This is a genomic window from Alloprevotella sp. Lung230 (genome assembly GCF_014385435.1).
In the GTDB taxonomy this organism is placed as follows: domain Bacteria; phylum Bacteroidota; class Bacteroidia; order Bacteroidales; family Bacteroidaceae; genus Alloprevotella.
In genome coordinates, this window is sequence record NZ_JACSUD010000011.1 from 1 (window position 1) to 20,373 (window position 20,373).

A 20,373-nucleotide genomic window follows, 5' to 3' on the forward strand; every position below is an offset into this window, starting at 1 on the left:
ACTGTAGGCGATGAGGGCCATCGCCTGACGAACCTACGGAAAGCCGAAGGCGACATCCCCGGATGTTTCTGCATAGGTAAGCTCCCACGTTCCCATCATCTCCCCATCTCCCCAAAAGGGGCGGCACGTCGAATGAACGTGTCGCCCCTTTCGTTTTCAGTAGGTGTGTTCCCTTCACTTTCCCTTCCACCAATGATATATGCGGCGCACGATGCGTCCCAGAGAGGTGTAGCGGATGCCCCAATCGCGGATGGCTTCGGCGAAAAGGCTTTCGATGCGCGCATCGGTTTTCGGTTCGCGTGGTGAAAGGGCGAGAGGACGCTGCAACACAGGGCGGTCGTAACTGAAACGCTGCAAGCAGGAATAGGCGCGAGAGAAGTGGGTTCCGTCGTTCAGGCCGAGGTTGCGCACCAAGGTGTGGGCAGGCGCCAAAGCCAGTCCACCGGCCCGATAGACCGCGATTTCCCAGCACACATCCCAAGGGATAGGCCGGCGGTCGAGGGTGTTGAGGGCTGGAAATGCGCCGCCGTATTCCAGCGCATCGAGGTCGGAGGGGGTGAGTCCGCGGAGGGCTTCAGCGCGTGAGGTATAGTGGATGAAGTGCCCCTGCCAGCGGTCGCGCCACGTGCCCCAGCCCCAGCCGCCGACGTGGTGGGTGAAGTAGGCCTCGTTCTCGGCATCCACCAGTTCGGGGTGCTCGCCGAGGAGGTCGAGATGAGTGAAACCGGTGACGTGCATCACTTCCGGCCGGTCGCGATAGAGGGCGAAAGCTTGGTTCATATAGGCCAAGAAGTGGGGGGCGGTGCAGATGTCGTCCTCCAAGACGATGAGGGTGTCGTGGTGGGCAAACACCTGTGCGATGCCTTCGATGATGTTGCGCTCGAGGTAGAAATTTTCGGGACGCTCCACGAGGGTCACGCTCTTGAACCAGCCCTGGGCTTTGGCGCGATCGGCAAACTCGTGGAGCCAACTGCGTAGGCGGCGCACGGTCTGCCACGAAGCCTCATCGCGTCCGCCGTCGGAGAAGACGTAGAGGTCGGTGTCGGGCGCTAAGGTATTGGCCGCCAGCGCTTGCAGCGTTTGGCGGGTGTGATCGAGGCGGTTGTAGACAAAGAGGGCTACGGGCGAAAAGGAGTGTTCCATAGTGTCGGGCGGGTTTAATCGTCGATGGTGAACTCGGCGCTGTGCTGGTGGATGGTGTCGAGGTCGGGCAGGTGCATGTAGTTCCCAAATTTACGCCGCAGATAGGCATCGCTGTCGGCCGGGATGGGAGCAGAAAATCCATCGAAGTCGGCGCGCTTCAGCGGGAAAGTTTCGTGCGCATAGATGGTGTTGTCGTAGGGGATGCCGGGGCTGTAATTGAGTTTCTGTGTGGGCCAGAGTTTGGCCAAAAAGCGCAACACGGGAAACACCCACCGGTGGTTGAAACGATAGATGGCGTCGGTTTTGCGAATGAGCTGTTGGGTGTTGTATTCAGGATTGCGCATCACCTTGTAAATGCGACCGAAAGTGCGGTTGGAAATCCAGAGCAGGGGGAGGGGCATCTTTTCGTAGGGGAAGATGTCGATGAAAATCCCGCGATAGCGGAAGATGCGGTCGTAGTCGTTCGTCTCCGACAGGTGGCTTCGGGTGTCGCGCACCTTGGCAAAGCAGAAGAAATAGCCGGGGTCGGTGTCGTGGTTTTGCAGACGGAGGTGTTCGGGGAGTTCGCGCGGCAGGATTTCCATCAGTCGGTCGTAGTCCTCGCGCAGGACTTCGATGTCGAGATCGTCGTCCCAAGGGATGTAGCCGCCGTGGCGGATGCAGCCGAGCAACGTGCCCGAACAGAGCCAATAGCGGATGTTGTGTCGGCGGCAGATGGCGTCGATTTCGCGCAGCATTTCGGTCATGCGATCCTGCATGCGGCGCAGGGGCGACCCATCGGGGTTGAAGCGGACTTTGAGGGCTTCGGCATCGAAAGTGGGGGTGGACATAGGCAGAGGGTTTGGGGAGAGATTTACGGGGGCAGCGGGGCACTTAGGGGCTTCGGCGCGGCGTGCGTGTCTGAGGTAATCATCCTTTCAATGGGTGGAAAAAGTGTTTTCAACGTGTTGAAAAGGAACTTTCAACACGTAGAAAAATAATTTTCAACACGTTGAAAATTTGCCTGCCTCGTTCGAGAACGTCGCAGCACACCGCCGAAACGGCAACAGTCGTTGCCCTGAAAGCTGGAAAACACTTCACCCGCCGAAAGCTTGTGCGAGCGGCCGGCGCAAAGGAGCGCGCAGGCGGCAGAACAGGCTTTCGACGGGTGAGCCGAGAGAGACTATGCGTTGAGTTTTTGCTTGACTTCGACCTCTTGGAAGGTTTCGATGACGTCGCCTTCCTTGATGTCGTTGCAGCCTTGCAGGGAGATACCGCACTCGAAGTTGGTGGTCACTTCCTTGACGTCGTCCTTGAAGCGCTTGAGGGCCGCAATTTCGCCAGTGAAGACCACCACACCGTCGCGGATGAGGCGGGCTTTGTTCTGACGAGACACCTTGCCATCGACCACATAGGCACCGGCGATGTAGCCCACCTTGGAGATGTGGAACACCTGGCGCACTTCGACCATGGCGGTGACTTCTTCCTTGACGATGGGCTTGAGCATGCCTTCCATGGCTTCCTTAACTTCCTCAATGGCATCGTAGATGATGGAATACTGGCGGATGTCGACGCCATCCCTTTCGGCGAGCTTGCGCGCACCGGCCGAGGGGCGCACCTGGAAACCGATGATGACGGCCTTGGAAGCGGCGGCGAGGGTGACGTCGTTTTCGGAAATCTGTCCCACGCCCTTGTGGATGACGTTGATGGCGATGTTCTCGGTCGAAAGTTTGATGAACGAGTCGCTGAGCGCCTGCACAGAGCCGTCCACGTCGCCCTTGATGACGAGGTTGATTTCCTGATAGTCGCCGAGTTTCAAGCGGCGGCCGATTTCGTCGAGAGTGAGCATCTTGGAGGTGCGGAGGTTTTGCTCGCGCTGGAGTTGCAGACGCTTGTTGGCCACGTCGCGCGCTTCCTGTTCCGACTCCATGACGTTGAACTGGTCGCCGGCCTGGGGAGCGCCGTTGAAACCGAGCACCGTGGCGGCGTGGGCGGGACGCACCTCTTCGACACGCTGGCCGCGCTCGTTGAAGAGGGCTTTTACGCGGCCGTGGTTTGTGCCGGCCACAATGATGTCGCCCTGACGGAGCGTTCCGTTGGAAACGAGCACCGTGGAGACGTAACCGCGGCCCTTGTCGAGCGAACTTTCGATGACCGTACCGACGGCGCGGCGGTTGGGGTTGGCTTTGAGTTCGAGCATGTCGGCTTCGAGCAGCACCTTCTCAAGGAGTTCGTAGACACCGATGCCTTTCTTGGCCGCAATGTCTTGGCTCTGGTACTTACCGCCCCATTCTTCCACGAGGTAGTTCATCGAGGCGAGCGTGGTCTTGATGGCATCGGGGTTGGCGCCGTCTTTGTCAATCTTGTTGATGGCAAAGATGATGGGCACACCGGCTGCTGTGGCATGGTTGATGGCCTCCTTGGTTTGGGGCATCACGTTGTCGTCGGCCGCAATGATGATGATGGCAATGTCGGTGACCTGGGCACCACGGGCACGCATGGCGGTGAAAGCTTCGTGACCGGGAGTGTCTAGGAAGGTGATCTCGCGGCCGTTCTTGAGTTTCACGTTGTAGGCTCCGATGTGCTGAGTGATGCCGCCGGCTTCGCCTGCAATGACGTTGGCGTTGCGGATGTGGTCGAGCAGCGAAGTCTTACCGTGGTCGACGTGCCCCATGACGGTCACGATAGGAGCGCGCTCCACGAGGTCTTCGGGGTTGTCCTCCTCTTCGACGATGGCTTCCTGCACTTCGGCTGAAACAAACTCGGTGGTGAAGCCAAACTCTTCGGCCACCATTTCGATGGTCTCCTGGTCGAGGCGCTGGTTGATGGACACCATGATGCCGATGCTCATGCACGTTCCGATAACTTTTGTGACAGGCACGTCCATCATCGTGGCCAATTCGTTGGCCGTCACAAACTCGGTGAGTTTCAGTACGCTGCTTTCGGCATCGCGCTTCATGAGTTCCTCTTCCTGACGCTCGCGGGCGGCATCGCGCTTCTCCTTGCGGTACTTCGCGCCCTTGCCCTTGCTGGCGCCCTTGGCTTGAAGGCGGGCGAGGGTCTCCTTCACCTGCTTGGCTACGTCTTCGTCCGAAGGCGGTGTGACCACAGCGGGAGTCTTTCCCTTCTTGCCCTTGGTCTTCTGGCCCTGCTTCTGCGCGTTCTGTGCGTTGTTCCTGCCGCCCTGAGCACCCTTGCTGGCGTTGCCCTTCTTGGCTTCGGCGTTCACATCGACACGCTCGGTGCCGCCGATGCGGGTGCGCTTCTTCTTGTCGTCGCCTTGGTGGCGCTTGCCGTTGCGTTCCTGTCGTAATTCTTCCCTCGACTTCTTGGGCGGACGCGTACTGGAATTGATGCTCGACAAGTCGATGGTGCCGAGCACCTTCGGGCCTTCGAGCTGCGGACTGCTGTTGAGGCGATAGACACCCTCTTTATTCTCCGTGCCCATGGCTGCGGCGCGTTGCTCCACCGTGGGTTTGGCCGGGGCAGACGTGTCTTCTGCTTCGGGCATTGCGGTTTCGGCCGGCTGTGGGTCGGCAGTTTCCACGATGGGGGCAGGCTCGGGCGCTACGGTCGGAGCTTCCGCCACCTCTGGCTGTGGCTCGGGGGCGGGTGTCGCTACCGGTGCCGGCTCCTCGGCCTTCGGTTCGGGCGTTTCCTCCACGGCAGGCGCGGCAGGTTCGGGCACGACGGCCTCCGCCTTCTTCTGCTTCGGGGCAGAAGTGGTCTCCTTTTCTTCATGGTCGTGGCGACCTCCGAACAAGGCAGCTGCTTCTTCGCGCTGCTTCTTGTCTTGGCTGAACTGCGATTGGAGGATGGCGTATTGTTCGTCAGAGATTTTGGTGTTGAGATTTTCTTCAATCTCATGGCCTTGTTCTTTCAAAGCAGCCACGGCGCGTTGAAGCGTTACATTAAATTCTTTTAGAGCTTTGCTTAATCTCATTTTGTTGGGTTGTGATTGGGGGGAATGAAGAGGAGAAAAGGGAGGATAAGGGTGCGCCGGAGCGCGCAGTTTCAACAACGCGTTTTGCCGACGATGGTATAATCGTCGGCAAAACGGTGAAATCAGCTTTCTCCCTCTTCAAATTCAGCACGAAGCACACTGAGGACGTGGTCGACGGTGTCTTCTTCGAGGTCGGCCTTTTCGACAATCATGTCGCGAGGAGCATCGAGCACTTCTCGGGCAGTGCGGAGACCCATACCCTTGATGGCATCGATGACCCACTGATCGATTTCGTCGGCAAACTCGTCGAGATAAATGTCTTCTACGTTTTGTTCGCCTTCAATCTCGCGGAACACGTCGATGGTGTAGCCCGTGAGCATGGAGGCCAGTTTGATGTTTTGTCCCGCCTTACCGATGGCCAGGCTCACCTGGTCGGGTTGGAGGAACACTTCGGCTTTCTTTTCTTCCTCGTTGAGCACAATCTTCGACACGCGTGCCGGGTTGAGTGCACGCTGGATGTAGAGCGTGGGGTTGGAGGAATACTGCACCACGTCGATGTTTTCATTCTTGAGCTCACGCACGATGCCTTGGATGCGGTTGCCCTTCACGCCGACGCACGCTCCGACGGGGTCGATGTTCGGGTCGTTCGTGCCGACAGAAATCTTGGCGCGTTCGCCGGGGATGCGCGCCACGTCATAGAGCGTGATGATGCCTTGCTCAAACTCGGGCACTTCCTGCTCGAGGAGCGCGCGAAGAAATTCGGTGCTGGTACGCGAGAGGTAAATCTTTGGATTGCCGTTCGTGTTGTCCACACGATCGATGACGGCACGCACGAGTTCGCCTTTATGATAGAAGTCGCGGGGTATTTGCTGGTTCTTGGGCAGGAGCAGGTCGTTCTTGTCGGCATCGACCAAGAGCGTTTCGCTCTTCCATGTCTGATACACTTCGGCCGCCACAAGCTGTCCCACGCGGTCCTTATACTTATTATATAAGGAGTCGTGTTTGAGTTCGAGGATTTTCGAAGCCAACGTTTGGCGCAAGGTGAGAATGGCGCGGCGGCCGAAGCTCTCAAATTCGATGTGCTCCGACACCTCTTCGCCTTCCTCAAAGTCCGGCTCAATCTTTCGCGCTTCGGTCAGACCGATTTGTCGGTTGGGGTCTTCGACGGCATCGTCGGCCACAATCTCGCGTTCGCGCGTGATTTCGATGTCTCCCTTGTCGGGATTGACCACTACGATGAAGTTTTCGTCCGAGCCAAAGAGTTTGGCGATGACACTGCGGAAACTCTCTTCGAGCACCCCGAGCAGTGTGGTACTGTCGATGTTTTGCGTTTCGTTGAAATCGGTAAACGTCTCAAGCAATGAGCGCGTTTCTTCTTGTTTTTTTGCCATATTATCAGAGGGAGAGCAGACAATCGCGCGGCCCTTACAGGTTTTCATCCCCGCGGGTGGCGGTCGTCTTGTATCAGGGAGGGTTTACTTAAAATCGATGTAGAGTTTCGTCCACTTGATGTCGACAAAAGGAAGCGTGTGTTTCACCTCTTCCTGTCGGGGGCGCTTCTCGCCGGGGACTTTCACCTTCTCGGTCGTGGTGAGTACAAAAGCGTCGTCGCCCACTTCGGAAAGCACACCGGTGAGCTTGCGACCCGCGGCCGTGAGCACTTCTATCTGGTCGCCCACGTGGATGTCGTATTGTCGGCGCACCTTGAAAGGCTGTCCGATGCCGGCCGAACCCACTTCGAGCTCAAAGTCGGCTTCGTCGCGGTCAAGCCCCTCTTCAATGAAGCGGGAGAGCGCTACGCAGTCTTCAATCCATACGCCCTCCTCGTGGTCAATCTCCACAAGGATGCGGTCGTCGGCCGTGATGGTCAGGTCGCAGAGGAAATAGTCTTTGTCGGCCAGCCATTGGTCGACCAATGTTTGTACAACTTCTTTACTGATCATTCAGTTTGCTGATGTTTTTGAAGCAAGGGTCGCGTCGTTGCGCAACAGTCTTGCCGAAATCAATGGATAAGAAAAGACGTGAGGAGCTTGGTCAGCCCCTCACGTTCATATCTTGACACTGCAAAGATAGGCATTATGTGCGAAACTACAAAACATTTCTACGTTTTTGTCGCGATTTCTTAAAATTATCACCCGAAAGAAAGCCGAGAACGAGCAGTGCCGATGTCAAATCTCCTTATTCGCCCCAAGACGTACCTCCCTCCATATAAAAGCCACCATCTACACTGAATTCCTTCAAGTTCTCTTGAAGCGCTTCTTCCGGCATGCGTTCAAGCGTTTGCCATTCATAGACCAGAAGGGATTGTCCGGTCTTTTGATCATGAATTACACTGCCTCTAGGAGACAGCGTCTCCATAGTGTTCGCGGTCAGGCGCAGGATAATGACTTTCCAAAGTTCTTTTTTTACCAAACTTCCATTATCCAAAAGCAGTGCATTGCGGGAAGCATCGTAGGAAGAAACAGCATAGTCGGAATAATAATAAACAAGACGGCCGTCGGCAAGCATCCCGGAGGTAAACGCGCGCATCATCTCCTTTTTTAGGTAAAAGCTGTAATCATTCGGGGCTCCGATACGAGGATTTCTACCACGATAAACAACTCGACCATCAGCGGTAACACAAACATTGCCATAGTCATGTTGTTGGCTATTTACCTTACGCCGCCAACCATATCCGAGGGCATACTTCTCGAAATCCTCTTTGGAAACGGGGACGCGACGTTCGGCAATGATTTCTTTCAGCGTCAGTCTTTCTCGATTGCCGAGCAGCACCACGGGGCTGTTCGGGTTTGGTTGCATGTCCTGCTTTTCCGATGCCGTTTGTTCGGTTTTCGGCTTGTCGGGCACGGGAGAGGGCGTGTCGTTGTCGCAGTCGCAAAAGGCGAGCAACACGAACAAAGAATACAATAACTTTTTCATAGGCCGACATTTTTATGAATCGTGTGCTGCAAACTTACTGAAAAGAAATGAGGAAGGCAAGGGGAATTGCAGAAAAATGTTGATGTCCTGAAAAAATCTTTTATTGCTGCGTGGGCCACATTACTTTGCGTGTGGTGCCGTCGCTCATGCGGAGGAGATTCAAACCGGGACGCGGGGCGGAAAGACGGCGACCATCGGGGGAGTAGACCGCAAGAACCGTTGGGGGAGTGGGAGAATCCCCTATCGGAGCAATGGCCGAAAGCGTGGGACGAACGAGAATCTCGCGGGCGGCACGGCCGGCGGCATCGAGGACCACGTTTTCGTGCTTGTAGAGACCGATATGAGCACCCGAGGGCTCGGCAAAGGCGCAATCGGCCAACAGAATCTGCCCCCAGTGGCCGAGGGCAAAAGAATAGTCATAGGTGTTGCCCACGGCATGTACAGTCGCATTGCGGATGGAAAACGTGCTGGTATAGCAACCTTTGATGCCGTAAGTGCCTCCGCGCACATCGAGTGTACAATCCTCAATGCTCACAGTAAAGGTGGCGCAAGTGTTGAGGAGCAATCCGACGCCCGGCGCATCGATGGTGAGTCGTCCGCCTCCCGTGATGAGCATAGGGAAATTGGTGCAGATACCGGCAGAGGTCGCTGTATTGTACACGCGGATGGAGCAATCGCCCTTGACGACCAGCCGCAGGTCTTCGACCTTGTTGAAGAGGGCGGTTTCGTGGTGGGTGATGTGGGCGTTGTCGAGGGTGAGGATTTTGTTTTCGGCATCGTAGACGATACTGCCCGTGATGCCCGGCCCTTCGAGTTGTCCGCTTACGTCGTAAGTCTTGCCGGCGATGTCGACTTCTTGGGCGGAAGCGTGGAGATTCCAAGCGGCAGCGAGGAGGAAGGCGAGGAGGAGAAAAAATGTGTTTTGCTTCATGGCGTTGTAGGTAGTAGGGAAAGTGCTGCTAAGTAGGTGTCAAAGTAGAGAACCCCCTACGCAGAAGATAGTTACGTTTAATTTTGAAGATTTACTTATATATAAAATGTGTATCTGAAGTATAGGGTACAAATGGCAGCGGCTTTCGTCTGCCCATGTGCAAAGATACGGGTTTTGGGCGAGGGCGACAAGGGAGGTCTTCAAAAAGTCGGGCTCACACGAGATTTCTCTCTTTTTCGCCATCTCGCCTTTGTTTATCAGTCGTGTATCCGGAGGCTGCGGCATCTCCTGCCGCAGACGCTTTGTTTGCCCCTTTCCCACCTTGCGACCGAGCTATATGTCGAAGAAAGTGTCTCTGATTTCGTGTTATTTGGCTTTCCTTGCGATTGTTCGCTCCTTTTTGTGTATCTTTGCAGTAAAATACAGAATTATGTCAGCGCCCAAAATTCTCATCATCTACACCGGCGGAACCATCGGCATGATGGAGAACCCCAAGACCGGTGCTCTCGAGGCTTTCGACTGGGAGCACATCAGCAATTTTGTGCCCGAACTTCAGCGCTTCCACTACCGGATAGACACCATCACTTTCGGTCCGCCCATCGACTCTTCCGACATGGAACCGAAGTTTTGGGCGCGGATGGTCGAACTCATTGCCGAGCACTACGATGCCTACGATGGTTTTGTGCTCCTCCACGGCACCGACACGATGGCTTTCACGGCCTCGGCACTCAGTTTTATGCTCGAAAACCTCGCCAAGCCTGTCATCGTCACCGGCAGCCAGCTCCCCATCGGACAGCTCCGCACCGACGGCAAAGAAAATCTCCTCACCAGTATCGAGATTGCCGCTGCGCGCCATGCCGATGGCACACCTGTGGTGCCGGAAGTGTGCATCTTCTTTGAAAATCAGCTCATGCGCGGCAACCGCACCAGTAAAATCAACACCGAAGGGTTCAACGCCTTCCGTTCGCACAACTTCCCGGCTCTGGCCGATGTGGGCATCCACATCCGCTTCGATGAAAACCATATCCTCCGGCGCGACCCGGCGCTCCCCTTCAAGCCCCATTACATGCTCGACACCAACATCGCCATCCTCACCCTCTTCCCGGGCATCCCGCAGACGGTGGTCGATGCCGTCATCAACATCCCGGGCTTGCGTGGGCTGATCCTGAAGACCTATGGTGCCGGCAACGCTCCTCAGCGCCCTTGGCTGTTTGAGCGCCTCAAAGCCCTCAACGACCTCGGCGTCATTATCGTCAACACCACCCAATGCGCCCACGGCGCGGTGGAGATGGGGCGCTACGAAACCTCCCTCCAACTCATCGAAGCCGGAGTGCTTGACGGCCACGACATGACCCTCGAAGGCGTGGTGACGAAACTCATGTTCCTACTCGGCCACAACTGCTCGCCGAAGCACATCCAGCAACTCATGAACACGTCCATCGTGGGCGAAGTGACCCTCGCCACCCGCTAATCTCCCTTTTCTCCCCAATGCCCATTCTTTCCGCTCTTTTGCGCTCCACTTTCGGACTCGTACTGCTCCTTTCGGTGCTCGTGGGCTGTGCTCCCACGGTGCCTCATGAGGGCAGTAACCTGATGAAGCACGCCCGTCGGCTCACGCTCTTCGAGACTGACTCGATGGTGGTGGCCACCGTGCGCAACCCATGGGACACGACCGCTGTGCTGCAACAATATGTCCTCGTGCCGCGCGATCGCCCCCTGCCTCGCGTTTTGCCGAAAGGCATCCTGCTGCGCACGCCCCTTCGCCGCACCGTGATGCAGAGCAGCGTCCATGCCGCTTTGGCCGAACACCTCGGCACAGCGCGCCGGGTGCAGGGCATCTGCGATGCGCGTTTTGTGGTGAGTGAGCGAGTCAAATCCCTCCGGCTCACCGACTATGGCAGTTCCATGCAGCCAGATGTGGAGCGCCTTGTGGTCGACAGCGCCGATGCGATTTTTGTTTCGCCCTTTGAGAATGCCGGTCATGGTGCGCTTGACCGTATTGGCATTCCCCTCATCGAGTGTGCCGACTATATGGAGACGACGCCCCTCGGCCGCGCCGAATGGATGCGTTTCTATGGTCGCCTTTGGGGATGTGCCGAACGCGCAGACAGCCTGATGGCCGCCGAAACCGAACAGTACGAAAGTTTGTGCCGCAAGGTGGCTGCCGCCCGCGAGACCGCTCCCACGCTCCTCATCGACCGCAAAGAAGGGGCAACGTGGTACGTGCCGGGCGGCGACAGTTATTTGGCCACCCTCTATCGCGATGCCGGTGCCCGCTATGTTTTTGCCGCCCATCGTGGAGCGGGAAGTGTGGCGCTCGATGTCGAAACCGCCCTCGCCGAAGGACGAGATGCCGACCTTTGGGTCATTAAATATGGTGCACCGTCCGACCTCACCCTTACCGCACTGGCTGCCGACAACGCCGCCTATCGGCAATTTCGTGCCTTTCGAAAGGGGCACGTGATGGGTTGCAACACGCTCCACCGGCCTTACTATGAGGAGTTGCCCTTTGCCCCCTCGCGCTTGCTTGCCGAATGGGTGCGCCTGCTCCATCCCACGCTCGTGCCCTCCCCCGTTGCCGAACCTTTCTTCACACCGCTGCGAGAACGTTGACACCTCATGGTCGCATCCGCTGTGGGTGGCACAATGAGGCATAAGGAGCGAAAGCTTCACTCTCCGAGTAACCCCATCTAAAACGATAAAGAACCGATTTATGAATTGGCAGGAAAAAGCCTTAGCGCTCCTTGAGAGAACTCTGAAACCGATTCCCCAAGAACTCAATGAGATGGATTGGAAAGGCGGCCTTTCTAACGATAAAGAACGGCTGGCTCAACATATTTCGGCCTTCTCCAATCTGTCCGGAGGGGGTACACTCGTGTTTGGCATCCACAACGATGCCACTTTTGCCGAACTGATGCAAGCGGAAATAGAGAAGACGGTGACAAGGCTGGACAATATCGCTCAAAATCGGATGTCTATGCCCATCCAGATTGAACATGCCGTGTTGGAGTATGAGGGTCATCCACTTTTGTTTGTCCACATTCCGGAAGCTCGTGAAAAGCCGGTGCATCTGCGTGGAGGAGATATTTACAATTGCTACATCCGCTCTGCCGGTCATACCGTGAAGGCGGCTCGCCAGTTCGTACGCCGATTGGTGGCGGAATCAGAAGGAGTAACTTATGAGGAAAGAAGTGCAAAAAGCGGCCTTACGCCAGATGAAGTTCTGCGCTTATTGGACTATCATAAGGCGTTTGAACTTCTCGGTCGTCAAGTACCGTCTACTTCGGAGGCTGTTTTGAGTTTCATGGAGGAGTTGGGAATTTGCAGCAAAGAGATTGTGGGATATATGATTACTCACCTGGGGGCTGTTCTCTTTGCTCACTCATTGGCCGAATTCGACAATATGCAAGCACGAGCGGTCATCGTGCGGCGATATGTCGGGAATAACAACCGGCAACTGCTCTGGGAGCAAAAAGGTGTTATGGGGTATGCCGTAGGACTCGAAGGGCTGATTTCTTTTGTCATGAAGAATACAGGTTCCGAGAAGATAGATGGCGCCGTCAGAGAATTAGTGCCAACGTACCCTCGTGTCGCCATCCGAGAATTTATAGCAAATGCCCTCGTCCATCAGGATTTTGATGTCAAAGGTATGCCGATTACAATAGAAATCTATGGTAACAGACTGACCATCACTAATCCGGGCTACTCTTTGAATGACGTAAACCGCCTCATCGACCTGCCGCCTCATTCACGCAATGAAAAGATGGCACAGCTCATGCTGCAACTCGGATTGTGCGAACGCCGCGGCAGTGGTGTCGATCGTGCAGTAGAAGCCATGGAGAAAATGCTCCTTCCTGCTTATAAGGCAGAAAGTGGTAGCAATTTTACCCGCGTGACTCTCTATCCATTGAAACCTCTTGCAGAAATGACCAAGGAAGAGCGGGTGGAGGCTTGCTACCAGCACTGCTGTCTGACTTATACCGATAATGCGACGATGAACAATCAGTCTGTCCGAGAGCGTTTCGGATTGAACAAAAATCAGAGTACAATCGCATCTCATATCATCGCGGATACCGTGGCCAAGGGATTAATCAAATCGTCCAATCCTGATTCCGACTCAAGGAAGTTTGTTTCCTACGTGCCTTTCTATGCTTAGTTTTATTTTCGCAGAAACTCCAATAGGTTTGTAAGAGGCTGTAAAACAGCTCCTTTCTATCTTCGCAGAAACTCCCTGCAAGAAATGGCATGGCGAGAATAAACCCCAAAAGACCACTATAAGGCTTTGCTTGTCGTTCAAATTTTGTATCTTTGCTCCAAGGACAAAAAGTACCCATTTTCACCATCCTTCCCTACCCATAAAAAGAGATAACTTACCAGCCTTTGAAAAAAACATAGGTCGCAGAAAAAACTACCTCAGAGGTAGAAAATTTTAGCTCAGAGATAGAAAAAACTACCTCTGAGGTAAATTCACCCCCTCCTACGGCCGCCTTGTCCGGCCGTTGTTATCGTGTTTCCTCTTCAATGCCCTGCCCCATCATGATGCGCTTCCTTTTTCTTGTGGCCTTAGTGCTCCTGTTGGCTTTGGCCAATCTGCTCATGGGCAGTGTCCGGGTGAGTGTGGCAGAGGTGTGGCAGGTGCTCACGCATCCCGCGACGGAGAGCACCGCGAGCTTCATCGTGCTCCAACATCGGTTGCCCCAGTTGCTCACGGCCTTGCTGGCCGGGGCTTCGCTGGCCGTGGGAGGCGCGGTGCTGCAAACCCTCTTCCGCAATCCGCTGGCCGATCCCTCGCTCCTGGGCGTCAACGCTGGGGCGAGCCTCGGTGCTGCCGTAGCCCTGTTGCTTTGGGGTGGGGTGGTGAGTGCCGGAGGTTGGGTGCTGTCGGGCTTTGTGCTCACCTTGGTTTTTGCGCTGGCCGGTGCGCTGGCCGTGCTCTTCCTCCTCGTCGGGGTGGCGCGGCGCCTGTCGGGAGCGGGAGGACTGCTCATCGTGGGCGTGATGCTCTCCTTCATCGCCTCGTCGGCCGTGTCGCTGCTCAACTTTTTCGCCACGGCCGAGGGCGTTCGCTCCTATATGCTCTGGGGCATGGGCGACTTCTCCACCCTGGGAGCGGATCGTCTTCCCCTTGTGGCTGTAGCGCTACTGCCTGCCTGGATTGGTCTGATTGTGGCCATCAAGCCCCTTGATGCCCTCTTGCTGGGCAGCGACTATGCCCGCTCGATGGGAGTGGATGTGGGGCGCACGCGGTGGCTTCTGCTGCTGGCCGTGGGATGGCTCTCGGCCCTCGTCACCGCCACCTGCGGCCCGATCGCATTTTTAGGTTTGGCCGCCCCCCATCTGGCACGCCTGCTCTTTCGCACGGCCTTGCACCGCACCCTGCTGCCTGCGGCTTTCCTGACCGGAGCAGCACTGGCCTTGCTCTGCCTGCTCATCAGTCGATGGCCGGGGACAGACAGCATTCTCCCCATCAACGCCATCACCCCCCTCATCGGTGCACCGCTGGTCATCGTCCTGTTGCTCAAAAAATGAAGCACAGACCGCTGGACAGCCGAATGCATCTCCGATGGAGAAGACCGATTACGTCTTTCGTCGAAAGAACGCTTTCCGCCTTTTCCTTTCAAAACTTATCCCAAAATATTCTTCGCTTATGCGTCCGCTTATTCTCCTTTCCAACGACGACGGCTATCAAGCCCAAGGCATTAACGCCCTGATTGAAAGCCTCCGCCCCTTGGCCGATCTCTTGGTGGTCGCTCCCGACGGCCCACGTTCGGGCAATTCGGGTGCCATCACCTCTCTGCTGCCGCTCTACAACCGTTTGGTGAGCCGCAGTGAAGCCACCGACACGCTCGGTAGTGTAGAGGTTTATGCCTGCTCGGGCACACCGGTCGATTGCGTCAAAATGGCCTTCAACATCCTCTTGCCGCGCCTCGGCCGCACGCCGGCCTTGGTGGCTTCGGGCATCAACCACGGCGACAACTCCTCGGTCAATAATTTCTATTCCGGCACGATGGGTGCGGCTTCCGAAGCTGCGTTGCAAGGAGTGCCGGCGGTGGGATTTTCGCTCTGCAACGAGCACGCCCACGCCGACTTCTCGCCTTGTGCGCCCTACATCGCCGAAATCGTGGCCAAGGTGCTGCGCGAAGGGCTGCCGACTTTCTCGACGCTCAACGTCAATTTTCCCAACACACCCGAATATCGCGGTGTGCGCGTCTGCCGTATGGCACGCTCGCGGTGGGTCAAGGAAGTGGCGGAATCCCTTCGTCCCAATTCGCAAAAACCACATTATTGGCTTACGGGCGAACCCCTCGAACTCGAGCCCGAAGCCACCGACACCGACCGCTGGGCGTTGGCACACGGCTATGTGGCCGTCACTCCGCAAACGCTCGACGTGACCCACTACGGCCTGTTGAAAGACTGGAAACTGGACGGCGCAGAAGGGTAGTGGGGCATCGTGCGCTCTGACACCGATTGATTTTTGTTTTCACAAACCCTCTCTACTTCCCCTTTCTCGACCATGCGCTATTTTCTCATTGCCGGTGAAGCCTCGGGCGACCTCCATGCCGCCCACCTCATTGCCGCCCTCCGCCAAGCCGATGCGAAGGCCGAATTTGTCGGTTTCGGCGGCGATTTGATGGAAGCGGCCGGTATGCGCCTGCTGCGCCATTATTCCACCCTCGCTTTTATGGGATTTGTGCAGGTAGCGCTCCATTTGCCCACCTTGCTGGAAGGACTGCGCGAGTGCAAGGCCGCCATCCGCGAGAGTCGTCCGCACGCGGTGATTTTTGTGGACTATCCCGGTTTCAATCTCCGCATCGCCGCGTGGGTACGCCGCCATCTGCCCATCCCCACCATCTATTATATCGCCCCCAAAATTTGGGCGTGGAAGGAAGGGCGCATCCGCAACATCCGTCGCGACATCCAAATGCTCCTTTCCATTCTCCCCTTTGAAAAGGAGTTTTTTGAGGGCAAACACCACTATCCCATCCACTATGTGGGCAATCCCACGCTCGATGAGGTGGAGGCGTTTCGCGAAGCCTATGCCGAACCACGTGAGGACTTCTGCCGCCGTTTGGGACTCGACGAGCACCGTCCACTGCTGGTGCTGATGCCCGGTTCGCGCCAAAGTGAAATCCGTGCCAACCTCCCGCGGATGCTGCGTGCCGTGGGCTTGGCCGACCCTCAGGGGCTGCAACAACTGCTCTTGGTGGCCGCTCCCGGACTGACACCGGAGTTTTACACCCCTTATCAACAGGACAATTTGCGCCTGCTCTTGCAAACGGAGACTCCCCTCCCCGCTCACCCCGCTGCCTATCCTGCGCTGTTTCATGCCGATGCGGCGCTGGTGACCAGTGGAACGGCCACCCTCGAAACCGCCCTCTTCGGTACGCCTCAGGTGGTGTGCTATCATCTGCGCGGTGGGCGGCTCATCAATCGGTTGCGGCCGTATTTTCTGCGCTGTCCCTTCATCTCGCTCGTCAATCTCATTGCGGGGTGTGAGGTGGTGCCCGAACTCATTGCTGCCGACACTGCTCCTGCCGTCATCGCACGGCATCTCGCGCCCCTGCTCGACAACGCTTCGGTGGAGTGGCGCAACCAACAACTCCACTACGCCCAACTGCGTGAACGCCTCGGTGCCCTCGGTGCGCCCCACCACGCAGCACAACTCATCGTGGAGCGTCTCCACGAACGCCCCCAATAGTGCGCAGCGCCACTGCCTGCGATACTTTCTTCTGCCGGAAGACCGCTGTGCCTTCCTACGATATTCCTATCTTTCGTCAAAAAAAACAAACACAAGATAATGTACAAAAAGACCAAAATTGTCGCCACCATTTCGGATATGCGTTGCGACGTCGAATTGCTCCAAAAACTCTATGATGCCGGTATGAACGTGGTGCGTCTCAACACCGCCCACCAAGCCACCGAAGGTATGCGTCGTGTCATTGAAAACGTGCGCGCCGTCAGCCCCAACATCGGTATCCTCATCGACACCAAAGGCCCCGAAGTGCGCACCACGGCCTGCGAAGCACCCATCGAGTTCCAGAAGGGACAGACCGTGCGCATCGTGGGTAATCCTCAGCAACTCACCACGGCCGAATGTATCGCGGTGAACTACGTGGACTTCGTGAAGGACCTCAAGGTGGGTGCTCATGTGCTCATCGACGATGGCGAATTGGGTTTCATCGTTTACGGCAAAGAGGAAAACGAACTCATCTGCACCGTTGAAAATGACGGTACACTGGGTTCGCGCAAGAGCGTGAACGTGCCGGGAGTGCGCATCAACCTCCCTTCTCTCACCAAGAAAGACCGCGCCAATCTGGGCTTTGCCATCAACAACGGCATCGACTTCGTAGCCCATAGTTTCGTGCGGTCGAAGGAAGACGTGAACGATGTGCGCGCCATCCTCAATGCCGGCAACAGTGCCATCCGCATCATCGCCAAAATTGAGAACCAAGAGGGCGTGGACAACATTGATGAAATCATCGAGGCTGCCGACGGTATCATGGTGGCCCGTGGTGACTTGGGCATCGAGGTGGACTATAAGTTCATTCCCGGTATTCAGCGCCACATCATCGAGAAGTGCATCCGCGCCCATAAGCCGGTCATCGTGGCCACACAGATGCTCCAGAGCATGATCAAGAACCCGCGTCCCACGCGCACCGAAGTGACCGACATCGCCAATGCCGTTTATTCCCACACCGATGCCCTCATGCTCTCGGGCGAAACGGCCTATGGCGACTACCCCGTGCAGGCCGTGGAGGTGATGGCCAACATTGCTTTCCAGGCTGAGAAGGACATCCACGCCGACGGCGGTAAAATCGACATTCCCCTGCCTGCGCGCCCCTCAATCACCGAATTTTTCGCCAAAGAGGCCGTTCAGGCTACGCAGATGATGAACCTGCGCGCCATCATCATGGACAGCCTCACCGGTCGCACTGCCCGCATCGTTTCGTCCTATCGCGGACAAAACACCGTCTTGGCCATTTGCTACAAAGAGGAAACCACGCGTCACCTCGCCCTCAGCTACGGCGTGAGCGCCATATATATGCCCAACAAAAGTACAGGCCACGAGTTTCTCCAAGCCGCCCTGCAACACCTCCTCGACCACAAACTCCTCACGCTCGAAGACCGCATCTGCTACCTCGGTTCGCACCGCAAGGAGCAGAGCACGAGCTTTATGGAACTGGACGAAGTGCGCGACCTGCTGCCCGACTACGAAGCCACGTGTCAAATCTAAAATCTCGGTAGATGCGGGATGGGGAAGCAGCGTAGGCGCAGGAGATAGATGCTCGCTTTGACCTGCCGCCTATGCCCCATCTGCCCCCTCCCTCATCTGCTCTCGTTTTCCTATCTCCCCACCCTCCAATTTTTCCTGTTTATGTCTACCATCGCCCATCAATTTGCCGAACTCCTTCTCGACGTTCAGTGCATCAAACTCCAACCCGAACAGCCCTTCACTTGGGCCAGCGGATGGCTCAGTCCTTTCTATTGCGACAATCGAAAGACCCTCGCCTATCCTCACGTTCGCACCTTTGTGAAAGACCAATTGGCCGCCCTCGTTCGTGAGCGCTATCCGCAAGCCACAGCCATTGCCGGTGTGGCCACAGGTGCCATTGCACAAGGGGCTCTCGTGGCCGATGCCCTTAATCTTCCCATGTGCTACGTTCGTTCCAAGGCCAAGGACCACGGTATGGGCAATCTCATCGAAGGCACGCTGCCCGAAGGCGCCAAAGTGGTGGTGGTCGAAGATCTCATTTCCACCGGCGGCAGTTCGTTGAAAGCCGTTGAGGCGCTCCGTGCCGCCGGATTTGAAGTATTGGGCATGGTGGCCGCTTTCACCTACGGTTTCCCTATCGCTGCCGAAGCCTTTGCCGCTGCGGGCGTTGAACTCACCACGCTCACCCACTACGAAGCTGTGGTCGAAACCGCCCTTGCCTCAGGCTACATCAACGAAGCCCATAAGCCCCTCTTGGCGGAATGGCGCGCTAATCCCGGTGCGTGGGGCAAATAGGCTTTATTTACAACACATCCTTCTGACATGACTAAGTACGAATCGCAAATTTACACCATCAATGCGCCGCAGGATCAGGCTTATGCCCGCATGGCCGACCTCCGCAGTTTTGAGCGCATCAAACTCGCCCTTTCCAATCCCGCAGCGTTGGAGCAAATCCTCGCCCAACTGCCCGAAGGCAAGATCAAGCCGGAACAGATTGAGCAGGCACGTGAGCAAATCGAGAAAATGGAGTTTACCGAAGACACCCTTTCGGCCGATTCCAAACTGGGTCCCATCACGCTGGCCATTGTGGAGCGCGATGCCCCCAAACTCGTGAAACTTACCACGCAAAATGCTCCCGTCAGCGCCACGCTTTGGGTGCAGTTGCTCCCCAAGGGCGAAGCACAGACGGCACTGAAAGTGACGGTGGGGGCTGAACTCAATTTCTTCATTCGTAAAATGGTGGAAAAGCACCTCAAACAAGCGCCCGACGGCATTGCTTCTTTCCTGAGCAATGTCTTGGCCGTGGGGTAGCCCTTTCCGTACCTTCTTCTTTCTCGACAACGACGGAGCGCACCCCTATCCCTTAGAGGTGCGCTCCGTACTTTTTCTTTTCGTCCCGATGTTCAAAGCGTTTTTCTCCTTTCTCTGTGCGCTCCTGCTGGGGCTGATGAGTGCCTGCACGAACGATGTGGTGTCGGTCTATGCTCCGCACCCCGCCTTTCTGCGCTATGCTCCCGTGCCCACAGCGCCTCCGTTGCTGTCGGCGCTCAACAGTCCCGGCCAGTGGTGCTCCATCACCTACACCCACCTACAATACACCATCGCCGCGCCCGGCCACACGTCCATCACCACCCCGGCCACCGCGCTCGATGTCTACGGCCGCCCACGCAGCATTGCCGGTTTTATCGTGGGTACGCCCTCGCTGCCCGAAGCCACCGGTCTGCATGAAGCCCGGGCTTATGACCTCGTTTGCCCCTCCTGCTATCGGACTTTGAGCATCGCCCGTGCCCTCACCCTCAGCGCTACTACCCCCGATCGGGCTGACTGCCCGCGTTGTGCCCGCCGCTACAATCTGGCCACAGGCACGCAGGAAAATGCCCCCAAGGACAACCAAGACAATGCGCCCCTTTATCGCTACCGCTTGGCCTACAATCCCGCCCAAGGCGTGATGGTCATCCAAAATTGACCCTTCGCCTAAAAACTCTGCAATCTTCCTCTGTTCTCCTCGTTCTGCAAAAAATAAGACCGTACCCGAAGCTAAAAAGCTGGGCGCGGTCTTTTAGGTTGAAAAACCTTCGGCATATAGCCTTATTGTGATAAGATGTATAATCGCGAGCAAAAATAAGCAGAAAAAGTGATTCTTCAAAACTTTTTAAACAAAAAATTGTGGGGATAGAAAAATAAGTGTACTTTTGTGCTGTGAGAATGTGCTTTTTTGTGTTCTCTGGTTCTCTTTTGACGATA

Annotated in this window: 17 protein-coding genes; 10 read left to right on the forward strand and 7 right to left on the reverse strand. The window is 56.3% G+C overall.

Annotated features, from left to right (window positions below; translation table 11 throughout):
* Positions 1 to 174: 174 nt before the first annotated feature.
* The 7 genes from H8527_RS06845 to H8527_RS06875 all read right to left on the reverse strand — a co-directional run bounded on the left by H8527_RS06845 (position 175) and on the right by H8527_RS06875 (position 8,915).
* Entirely contained in the window at positions 175 to 1,143 is a 969-nt protein-coding gene (locus H8527_RS06845) for a glycosyltransferase (protein ID WP_187546774.1), read from the reverse strand.
* 14 nt (positions 1,144 to 1,157) lie between these two features.
* Positions 1,158 to 1,973: a phosphorylcholine transferase LicD gene (locus tag H8527_RS06850; RefSeq protein WP_187546776.1), complete on the reverse strand. Its 816-nt coding sequence runs from the start codon at positions 1,971 to 1,973 to the stop codon at positions 1,158 to 1,160.
* Between the two features lie 332 nt (positions 1,974 to 2,305).
* Positions 2,306 to 5,065, reverse strand: a complete 2,760-nt coding sequence (gene infB, locus H8527_RS06855; protein WP_187546778.1) for a translation initiation factor IF-2 — start codon at positions 5,063 to 5,065, stop codon at positions 2,306 to 2,308.
* A gap of 122 nt (positions 5,066 to 5,187) precedes the next feature.
* Positions 5,188 to 6,456: a transcription termination factor NusA gene (gene nusA / locus H8527_RS06860; RefSeq protein WP_187546779.1), complete on the reverse strand. Its 1,269-nt coding sequence runs from the start codon at positions 6,454 to 6,456 to the stop codon at positions 5,188 to 5,190.
* Positions 6,457 to 6,540: 84 nt separating this feature from the next.
* Positions 6,541 to 7,008 (reverse strand): ribosome assembly cofactor RimP, encoded by a 468-nt coding sequence (gene rimP / locus H8527_RS06865; RefSeq protein ID WP_187546781.1) that lies wholly within the window; start codon positions 7,006 to 7,008, stop codon positions 6,541 to 6,543.
* Between the two features lie 235 nt (positions 7,009 to 7,243).
* The gene (locus H8527_RS06870) at positions 7,244 to 7,984 is read right to left on the reverse strand and encodes a hypothetical protein (RefSeq protein ID WP_187546783.1); all 741 of its coding nucleotides are present in this window, start codon (positions 7,982 to 7,984) and stop codon (positions 7,244 to 7,246) included.
* Between the two features lie 100 nt (positions 7,985 to 8,084).
* Positions 8,085 to 8,915 (reverse strand): hypothetical protein, encoded by an 831-nt coding sequence (locus tag H8527_RS06875; RefSeq protein WP_187546785.1) that lies wholly within the window; start codon positions 8,913 to 8,915, stop codon positions 8,085 to 8,087.
* A 430-nt stretch (positions 8,916 to 9,345) separates the two neighbouring features.
* Between H8527_RS06875 and H8527_RS06880 the strand changes: the two genes are divergently transcribed.
* From H8527_RS06880 to H8527_RS06925, 10 genes are all read left to right on the forward strand, one after another.
* Complete coding sequence (locus H8527_RS06880) at positions 9,346 to 10,386, forward strand: asparaginase (RefSeq protein WP_187546786.1); 1,041 nt, start codon at positions 9,346 to 9,348, stop codon at positions 10,384 to 10,386.
* A 17-nt stretch (positions 10,387 to 10,403) separates the two neighbouring features.
* Positions 10,404 to 11,528 (forward strand): ABC transporter substrate-binding protein, encoded by a 1,125-nt coding sequence (locus H8527_RS06885; protein ID WP_187546788.1) that lies wholly within the window; start codon positions 10,404 to 10,406, stop codon positions 11,526 to 11,528.
* 100 nt (positions 11,529 to 11,628) lie between these two features.
* Complete coding sequence (locus H8527_RS06890) at positions 11,629 to 13,071, forward strand: ATP-binding protein (RefSeq protein ID WP_187546790.1); 1,443 nt, start codon at positions 11,629 to 11,631, stop codon at positions 13,069 to 13,071.
* 380 nt (positions 13,072 to 13,451) lie between these two features.
* On the forward strand, positions 13,452 to 14,444 hold the full coding sequence (locus H8527_RS06895; protein WP_255498545.1) for an iron ABC transporter permease: 993 nt from the start codon (positions 13,452 to 13,454) through the stop codon (positions 14,442 to 14,444).
* Positions 14,445 to 14,562: 118 nt separating this feature from the next.
* Positions 14,563 to 15,357 (forward strand): 5'/3'-nucleotidase SurE, encoded by a 795-nt coding sequence (gene surE / locus H8527_RS06900; RefSeq protein ID WP_187546792.1) that lies wholly within the window; start codon positions 14,563 to 14,565, stop codon positions 15,355 to 15,357.
* A 72-nt stretch (positions 15,358 to 15,429) separates the two neighbouring features.
* A complete protein-coding gene (lpxB, locus tag H8527_RS06905) occupies positions 15,430 to 16,614 on the forward strand; it encodes a lipid-A-disaccharide synthase (RefSeq protein ID WP_187546793.1) in 1,185 nt (394 codons plus the stop codon).
* Positions 16,615 to 16,710: 96 nt separating this feature from the next.
* Positions 16,711 to 18,150, forward strand: a complete 1,440-nt coding sequence (gene pyk / locus H8527_RS06910; RefSeq protein ID WP_187546868.1) for a pyruvate kinase — start codon at positions 16,711 to 16,713, stop codon at positions 18,148 to 18,150.
* Positions 18,151 to 18,291: 141 nt separating this feature from the next.
* On the forward strand, positions 18,292 to 18,924 hold the full coding sequence (gene pyrE / locus H8527_RS06915; RefSeq protein ID WP_187546870.1) for an orotate phosphoribosyltransferase: 633 nt from the start codon (positions 18,292 to 18,294) through the stop codon (positions 18,922 to 18,924).
* Between the two features lie 27 nt (positions 18,925 to 18,951).
* Positions 18,952 to 19,440 carry a hypothetical protein gene (locus H8527_RS06920; RefSeq protein ID WP_187546795.1) on the forward strand — a complete coding sequence of 163 codons (489 nt, stop codon included), beginning with the start codon at positions 18,952 to 18,954 and terminating at the stop codon, positions 19,438 to 19,440.
* Positions 19,421 to 20,095, forward strand: a complete 675-nt coding sequence (locus H8527_RS06925) for a hypothetical protein (RefSeq protein ID WP_187546797.1) — start codon at positions 19,421 to 19,423, stop codon at positions 20,093 to 20,095. The genes H8527_RS06920 and H8527_RS06925 overlap by 20 nt, the downstream gene beginning before the upstream one ends.
* The last annotated feature ends 278 nt before the right edge of the window (positions 20,096 to 20,373 follow it).

Excerpts from the sequence above, each read along its gene's own strand:
- H8527_RS06875 (WP_187546785.1), bottom strand. The coding sequence starts at position 8,915 with ATGAAGCAAAACACATTTTTTCTCCTCCTCGCCTTCCTCCTCGCTGCC.
- nusA (WP_187546779.1), bottom strand. The coding sequence starts at position 6,456 with ATGGCAAAAAAACAAGAAGAAACGCGCTCATTGCTTGAGACGTTTACC.
- H8527_RS06880 (WP_187546786.1), top strand. The coding sequence starts at position 9,346 with ATGTCAGCGCCCAAAATTCTCATCATCTACACCGGCGGAACCATCGGC.
- H8527_RS06885 (WP_187546788.1), top strand. The coding sequence starts at position 10,404 with ATGCCCATTCTTTCCGCTCTTTTGCGCTCCACTTTCGGACTCGTACTG.
- H8527_RS06845 (WP_187546774.1), bottom strand. The coding sequence starts at position 1,143 with ATGGAACACTCCTTTTCGCCCGTAGCCCTCTTTGTCTACAACCGCCTC.
- surE (WP_187546792.1), top strand. The coding sequence starts at position 14,563 with ATGCGTCCGCTTATTCTCCTTTCCAACGACGACGGCTATCAAGCCCAA.
- H8527_RS06870 (WP_187546783.1), bottom strand. The coding sequence starts at position 7,984 with ATGAAAAAGTTATTGTATTCTTTGTTCGTGTTGCTCGCCTTTTGCGAC.
- H8527_RS06895 (WP_255498545.1), top strand. The coding sequence starts at position 13,452 with ATGATGCGCTTCCTTTTTCTTGTGGCCTTAGTGCTCCTGTTGGCTTTG.
- H8527_RS06890 (WP_187546790.1), top strand. The coding sequence starts at position 11,629 with ATGAATTGGCAGGAAAAAGCCTTAGCGCTCCTTGAGAGAACTCTGAAA.
- H8527_RS06920 (WP_187546795.1), top strand. The coding sequence starts at position 18,952 with ATGACTAAGTACGAATCGCAAATTTACACCATCAATGCGCCGCAGGAT.
- pyrE (WP_187546870.1), top strand. The coding sequence starts at position 18,292 with ATGTCTACCATCGCCCATCAATTTGCCGAACTCCTTCTCGACGTTCAG.
- infB (WP_187546778.1), bottom strand. The coding sequence starts at position 5,065 with ATGAGATTAAGCAAAGCTCTAAAAGAATTTAATGTAACGCTTCAACGC.
- lpxB (WP_187546793.1), top strand. The coding sequence starts at position 15,430 with ATGCGCTATTTTCTCATTGCCGGTGAAGCCTCGGGCGACCTCCATGCC.
- rimP (WP_187546781.1), bottom strand. The coding sequence starts at position 7,008 with ATGATCAGTAAAGAAGTTGTACAAACATTGGTCGACCAATGGCTGGCC.
- H8527_RS06850 (WP_187546776.1), bottom strand. The coding sequence starts at position 1,973 with ATGTCCACCCCCACTTTCGATGCCGAAGCCCTCAAAGTCCGCTTCAAC.
- H8527_RS06925 (WP_187546797.1), top strand. The coding sequence starts at position 19,421 with ATGTCTTGGCCGTGGGGTAGCCCTTTCCGTACCTTCTTCTTTCTCGAC.